Origin of the sequence: Roseateles sp., assembly GCF_044373315.1 — a bacterium.
GTDB lineage: Bacteria > Pseudomonadota > Gammaproteobacteria > Burkholderiales > Burkholderiaceae_C > JACDQM01.
In genome coordinates this window covers 1-6801 of record NZ_JBILQK010000135.1, presented here as the reverse complement: position 1 = coordinate 6801, position 6801 = coordinate 1, and the positions used below count along the sequence as shown (strand labels likewise).

Below are 6801 nucleotides of genomic sequence, written 5' to 3'. Positions count from 1 at the left end.
GGTTCGGAGCGTGGGCCAGGCGCTTACGGCGCCCACGAATGCGGGTTCGGCCGGGCTCAAGGTGCCACGAAGACGCGCACAATGCCTGCTATGAAATCAACCCGCCCAGACCGCCTCACGTCAGCCGCATGCACTCAGCCCGCGGCTGCGTGGGGGGACTTTGGACAGCTTTGTTAGGCCTCAAGCCATGAATTCACCAAAGGAAAGCAACTCAATCGACGAAGCCATCGCTGCCTGCGAGGCGCAGATTGCCGGCCATCGAAAGAGTGCAGTTGGAGTGCTGCAAACGCTTTTCGCTGGTACGGCGCTATTGGTGCTTTCGGTCAGCACGTTCGGTTGGCTGCTTTTTCAGCCACTGGCTAGGCTTTCCGAAGACAAAGCGGTTGCCGCTCTCTTTTCAAGTCCATTCATATTTGCAATTCTCGTCATTTTCATGATCGTCTTTGGCGTCCTGATGTCCGTGTATAGATTTCATCTGAATGAGGTTGCAAAGGCGGAGCACTACCGACTCGGATTCCTACGGGTACGAGTCGCAGCTCATAACGTGACCGCTGGATACCAGTCAGAGGTGCGGCAGGCCCTCACTGACCAAGCGTTCAATCACACAACCCAAAACGGAATTTTCAAGACAAAGTTAGTTGAGAGTCCGCTCCCCGGTCACCCCACATCGGACTTCGCAGCGCTGTTGCTGGACAAGATCCTCGCTAGATTTGACATCGTTGAAAAGAAGAAGGACGAGAAATGAGGCCTAACCCGTTCGAGCCGACTCGCAACGGCTGGCCTCTCCAAGCCCCCATTTCATTCTCGGCCCTTCGTTTCCAGCCGTTGCTCGCGGCTCAACTTCGACGTTGGGCGAAATAGTCTTCAGGGACAGAGCCCATGCCATCTCTCGACGACGCATACACACGCTTGGAGCGTGCCGACGAACATTTGAGTCAGGTTCGTGCTCTTGCACTGCAGATTTGCAATGCTCAGGCCGAAGCAACCAAGGTGCGGCAGGAGCCTGGTCAGACTATCCAGCCAGGCGAGATCGGCCAGATCTTTGAGGTCGAATCTGCCAGTACGCCGATCGTGGGACGGCTCGCAATACTTGTCGGTGACTCGGTCAACAATCTGCGCTCGTGCCTCGACTATCTCGTCGGTGAACTGGCAGAACTCGATTCCGGAAGCAGGAAGCCGCGCACTCAGTTCCCAGTCGAAACCTCGCCGGCGGCATTTCGTGGCCAAAGGAAGAGATTTCTCAATGGGGTAGGTGACACACACGCCGCGTACATTGAAACCCTGCAGCCCTACAACGGAACAGTATGGACAGCCAAGCTGTCGAGCATGAGCAATTGGGACAAGCACAACAAGCTGGTACTCGTGGCACACGACTACCTAGTGAGTGCCTCGGTCACGCAGGGCGAGCCGTCGCCCTCCGGAGAGGTAGCCATCCAACTCCAGTTCGCCATACAACCGTCTTTGCGTATCCAACTCGAAAACGGGCTGCAACTTCTCGATTCATTGCAGGAGATACGAGACGGCGTCGCTAGCACGCTGGATCATTTCTCATCCGCGTTTCGTGCCCCATGATGCCCAACCCTTCCATCAAGCGGACCCGCCTACGGCAGGCCGTTTATGTCAAACGTTGAGCGACCGCTTTCAGGCGTCGAGTTCGTCAAGGCGCAAGGTGGCAGTCGCTGCAAAGCCGGCGAACTCGGTGAGCAGCTTTGCTGAACTGCGCGCCCTCCCGCGAGGGTCCTGTGGCATACGGTGACAGGGCGGACATGCAATGCCCGTGTCTATTGTTTACTCTCACGCAGGAGTTCACTGGCAGGGGGTTTGGAGCGTGCGAACGCCCGCCCGCCTACTCGATACTCCAGCGCCTCAACGCGGCAGCCTTCTGCTCCGGCGTTAGCTTTGACAGCACGTCCCGCGCAAGCTTCTGCCATAGAGCTTTGGTCTCGGGGGCGCGCAGCCTTTCAATGAGCTGCTTGCGTGTTGTTTCATTCATCGGGATACCTGCTAGTGGTCGCATGAAGCACCAGTGCCTGCAGTCCATGCAGTCGAAGTCGGCGAGCCCATCGACATCGAAGTGCGCTGACTAATCTGCCTGCGGCCTGTTTCTTCAGTTGGGCTTGTGCGTACCAGTTAACGCCTTAGACGCGAGCTGTGAGTGCTACGCCGGCGCCTGCCTCGGTGCATCTATGCAGCGGACCAAAGAGATTGTCAGTGATTACTAACCTAAATTCAATAGTCGTAGACCGATTGCGCGCTGCGATGCTCTTGACACTGTGCTGAGTTGTCGTACGCTTGTGTCTCGTTTGTCGCAGACGTCGCCTTCACACGGCAGGGGTCGCAGGTTCGAACCCTGCACCGCCCACCAAAAACGCATAAGCCTTGTAGGTCATTGATCTACAAGGCTTTTTGCTTTGTATCGCGGTCTCCCTGACCGCTCCCGGAACCCCCCGGAAATGCCCGTTTGGCTGGCCTATTGGTGCGTTTGCGCCAAATTTGCGCCACTGGCTCCCGAGTCACTTGTTCAACGACTCGAAGGAGAAAAACATGGCATCCATTCGCTATCGCGCACCGTGGCGCGTCATCGTCAACGGCAAGACCGACCCCAAGGGGCCGTTCGCCTCCGAGAAGCAAGCGCAAGCCTATGCAGCGATCGTTGAACGCGACGCCATACGAGATGTGGTCATCGCCAAGACTGCTAATCGGCGCGTGTTGGGATCGCTCAATGACCTGGCCTTTCAACTGCAGGTCGGGCTGGCCCACTTCCCCGACCGCTCGCTGTTGGAGCATTCGCTGTGGCTGGCTCGAACTCCCTTGAAACTGATCGAGTACGGGGCACCAGACCGCGCAACGGTCGCAGCTTTTGCGACTCAGCAGGCCTTGCAAAAGGCATCTGGCCGGTGACCTTTGTGGCTTCATTCCAATTGTTTGAAAATCACATCACTTGATGAAATGTAATGAGTATATTAAACTCTTCCTCGTGAACCAGTCTGACCACATCCTCGAACTGGCCCGGCACCGGCGCGTGCTGCGGGCGGAGGATGTCCGCGCGCAGGGCTTGTCACCGCAGTTGCTGATTCGCTTGCACCAGCTGGGCAAGCTGCAACGCATCGCCCGTGGACTGTATGGGCTGCCCGATGCCGACATCACCGAGCATCAGACCCTGATCGAGGTCTGCAAGCGCGTGCCCAAGGGTGTGCTGTGCCTGTTGAGCGCGCTGCAACTCCATGAGATCGGCACACAACTGCCGCACGACGTTTGGATCGCGCTGCCTGAAGGCAGTCAGACCCCAGTACTGAGCTATCCCAAGCTGCGCATTGCGCGCCTGCGCGGCGTCGCCTACAGCGACGGCATCCAGACCGTGACCGATCATGGCGCCGCCATCCGCGTGTACAGCGCCGCCAAGACCGTGACCGACTGCTTCAAGTTCCGCCACAAGATCGGACTGGATGTGGCGCTGGAGGCACTCAAAGACGCTTGGCACAGCCGCAAAGTCACCATGGCCGACCTGAGCCACTTCGCCAAGATCAACCGGGTCGAGAGGGTCATGCAGCCCTATCTGGAGGCTCTGGTGCAATGAGCGGCAACTTGTCTGCGTCGGTCCTGGCTCGCTTGCTGACCCTCGCCAAGCAACGCGGAGACGACTACAGCTTGCTGCTCAACCGCTTCGGCATGGAGCGCCTGCTGGCTCGCGTGAGCGCCTCACCCCATGCCGACCGGTTTCTGCTCAAGGGCGCACTGCTCTTCGCTCTCTGGTACGACACGCCGCACCGGCCGACCCGGGACGCTGACTTGCTAGGCTTCGGTCCTGATGATGAAGCGAACCTGATCGCCACATTCCGCGACATTGCCCGCATGGACTTGGGCGATGCCATCGTGTTCGATCTCGACTCCGTGAAGGCTGAGGCCATTCGTGAGGACAACACCTACGGTGGTACGCGCATCACGCTGACGGCACGCATCGGCTCCGCACGATGCGCTCTACAGATCGACGTGGGCTTCGGCGACGCCGTGACGCCAGGGCCGCAAACGGTGGCCTACCCGACCTTGCTGGGCGACTTTCCTGCCCCGGTGCTGCGCGTCTATCCGGTCTACACCGTGATCGCCGAGAAGTACCAGGCCATGGTGATGCTGGGGCAAGCGAACAGCCGCATGAAGGACTTTTTCGACCTGGCCGTCATTGCCCGTCGTACGAAGCTGGACGGTGGCACGTTGGCCGCCGCCATCGCCGCCACCTTTGCCCGCCGCCAGACCGCGCGGCCCACCGAGCGTCCGCTTGCGCTGACCAAGGGGTTCAGCGAGGACGCTGCCAAGCTACGCCAATGGCAGGCCTTCCTCAACAAGAACCGCATTGAAGCCGCCAGCTTGGGCGACACGGTGGCGCTGCTGAACGACCTGCTTTGGCCACCGACCCAAGTCGCCGCAGCAGGCAGTCAGGCAACGGTCACATGGCGCCCCGAAACGCTGCGCTGGGTCTAGGCGCTGACCCATCACATGGCCGTGCCGACATTCCCTGGATGGCCTCCATCGACTCTGGCATCATCAGTTTGCTTGGATGGCAGCGAGGGTAGAGGTCGCAAGTTTTGCGGTCACCAGAGGCCAAAATTTGCGCCAAATTTGCGCCACTCACGCACGGGTTGCTCCGTTTTCAAGCGGGTGCGAGCGGGTGACTCGATCACACTTGACCATCGGCTAACTTATTGATTTGATTGGTTAATCGGGAGTTTCCGGGCACGTCCGGGGAGTTCCGGGAAATGACCGAAAAGGCCACAAAACCGCGTTCACACGGCAGGGGTCGCAGGTTCGAACCCTGCACCGCCCACCAGACAGAACCCCCGAAAAGCGTTTGCCTTTCGGGGGTTTCTTCGTCAGGGGTCATGCTGCGGCCAGCCGCTTTCTGATGAGGGCGCCGAGGTTCACGCTTTGCGAGCCTGTCTCCTGCTGCGGCGCACCGTGGGTACCAGCATGCCCGCCAATGCCACACCCAGCAAGGCGTAGGTCGAGGGTTCTGGCACGGTGCATTGGCCGTTGCCGACTTCAATGCAAATCGAGCCGAAGGCTGCATCGAGCGTTGCCGCGTCAAGCCCGACGACGTTGCGCTCATAGTCCGGATCCAGCCCGAAGGAGAGCGACGAAGTGCCATCGGCGAGGCCGTTGAAGCTCAGGGACAGAAGCGTGAAGACGTCTGACTGATCAGCCGACAAGGCGGGATCGTCAAGGAGGGACACGAGGTTTGCAGCCACAAAACCTGTGCCGAAGCTTGCACTCGTGGACGTGTTCGCTAGACCACCGAATTCAGCCAGAAACAGGGTGATTGATCCCGCGGCGAGTACGCTTGGCGCAAACAAGAGCTTCAGGTCGTAGCCTGAGGCGATCTCGCCACCGAGGCCGCTGATGTTGACGGCGACCGTCACCGTATCACCCACGTTGATGTGGGTGGCGCTGGGAACCAAGCTGACCACGATGGCTGCCTGGGAAGGAAGGGCCGAGCTCAGCGCCGCGCAGGCGAGTGCTATCGATGCAAGAGTTTTCTTCATTGCGATGCCTTTCAGTTGGAAGAGTCGATGTGGCTCATTGCGTTGCGCAACTTGGGCGTGTGCACTTCAGGGCACAAGCACGCGCATCGTTGATGGTGATCTTCCCGTCGCCGTTCGCGTCCCGTGCGTCGCCGGGAGATGGGGGCTGCCCGATCGATGCCCGAATCAGGCCCACGTCAACGGAGTCAACGTCGCCATCGCCATCGATGTCGCACGTGGTGACCGCGCTGTTGATCGTGAGGTCGTAGAGGAACGGAGACTCGTTGCCTGCGTTCATCTGCAGTCGGGTCCGAACCTGAACATAGCGCCCCGCCGCGTTGAAGCTCACGTTCTTGGCAACCGGCTGGTAGGTCTGGAGGTCCAGGGCCGCCTGGTTGTCGGATGCGCGGGCGAGCACCTCGATGTTCGCGCCTGTGGGGATCAAATCATTCCAGCTGATCTTTCCCCATTGCGTGCCTGCGGCGCCACTGTCAAAGACGACCGTCCAGGTTCCCAGCTTGTTGACGGTCTGATTCTTGGTGGTCAGTCCGGATCCGTCGGTATACACATAGGGATAGGCGCCCGTGGACAGCGTGCCAATCTTCTCGCCTGTCACGCCGTCGTACTTGGTCGTGGTGTTGAAGCTCAGGTTCATCACCCAGACGTCGTTATTGCCGTCGATCATGACGCCATAGGTCGTTCCGCTCTCGCTGGCACTCCACAGAAGGGCCTTGTCGGACGCCCGGTACTTTCGGACGCCGGAATAGTCGGTGGAGATGATGTCTCCGGCCCCATCGATCGCGATGCCGGCGCCGCTGTAGCTATGCGGGCTGCGATCCCAGCTCCCAGCGGCGGCAGGATCGTAGACAGCCCAGCCATAGCCTCCTGCATACGGTGCTTGATAGATCTTGCTGTTGCCTTGCGCGATGCCGTAGTTGTAGGACCCGTAAGGGCTGTCGATCTTGGTGAACGCGCCGGTGTTCGTGTCGACCCGGCCGAGGCCGGAGTACTGCAGGTTGGCGCTCCAGAGGATGCCGTTCCTGTCCACAGTGCAGCCATACGGCGCCCAGCCGGTCAATTGCACGTAGGGCAGGTTGGACGGCCCGATCGGCAGCGTCGCACCATTGGCGGGGTCAACGCGGTAATAGCGCGCCTGATTCCAGATGCCCACCCAAAGCTTGCCATCCGGTGCGATGCATACCGAGCGGCCGAAGGAGGTGCCGGTGCCGATCGGTGCAATCCAGGCGACGCGCTCGTCGCCGATGCCGGCATTCGTATTGGCGCTCAG

Annotated in this window: 7 protein-coding genes; 5 read left to right on the top strand and 2 right to left on the bottom strand. The window is 59.9% G+C overall.

The window, feature by feature from the left end:
- Nucleotides 1-187: 187 nt before the first annotated feature.
- From ACIQ67_RS18630 to ACIQ67_RS18610, 5 genes are all read left to right on the top strand, one after another.
- Nucleotides 188-745: a hypothetical protein gene (locus ACIQ67_RS18630; RefSeq protein ID WP_397535875.1), complete on the top strand. Its 558-nt coding sequence runs from the start codon at nt 188-190 to the stop codon at nt 743-745.
- A gap of 134 nt (nt 746-879) precedes the next feature.
- On the top strand, nt 880-1572 hold the full coding sequence (locus tag ACIQ67_RS18625; RefSeq protein WP_397535874.1) for a hypothetical protein: 693 nt from the start codon (nt 880-882) through the stop codon (nt 1570-1572).
- Between the two features lie 945 nt (nt 1573-2517).
- Nucleotides 2518-2901, top strand: a complete 384-nt coding sequence (locus ACIQ67_RS18620; RefSeq protein WP_397535873.1) for a DUF6933 domain-containing protein — start codon at nt 2518-2520, stop codon at nt 2899-2901.
- 76 nt (nt 2902-2977) lie between these two features.
- Nucleotides 2978-3577, top strand: coding sequence for a type IV toxin-antitoxin system AbiEi family antitoxin domain-containing protein (locus ACIQ67_RS18615; RefSeq protein WP_397535872.1), 600 nt, complete (start codon nt 2978-2980; stop codon nt 3575-3577).
- Nucleotides 3574-4476 (top strand): nucleotidyl transferase AbiEii/AbiGii toxin family protein, encoded by a 903-nt coding sequence (locus ACIQ67_RS18610; RefSeq protein ID WP_397535871.1) that lies wholly within the window; start codon nt 3574-3576, stop codon nt 4474-4476. Before ACIQ67_RS18615 ends, ACIQ67_RS18610 begins: the two co-directional genes overlap by 4 nt.
- Before the next feature lie 437 nt (nt 4477-4913).
- On the opposite strand, the gene ACIQ67_RS18605 is transcribed toward ACIQ67_RS18610, so the two are convergent.
- Both ACIQ67_RS18605 and ACIQ67_RS18600 read right to left on the bottom strand, forming a co-directional pair.
- Nucleotides 4914-5534 carry a cohesin domain-containing protein gene (locus ACIQ67_RS18605; RefSeq protein WP_397535870.1) on the bottom strand — a complete coding sequence of 207 codons (621 nt, stop codon included), beginning with the start codon at nt 5532-5534 and terminating at the stop codon, nt 4914-4916.
- Between the two features lie 34 nt (nt 5535-5568).
- Nucleotides 5569-6801: dockerin type I domain-containing protein (locus tag ACIQ67_RS18600; protein WP_397535869.1), on the bottom strand; the 1233-nt coding region annotated here is incomplete at its 5' end.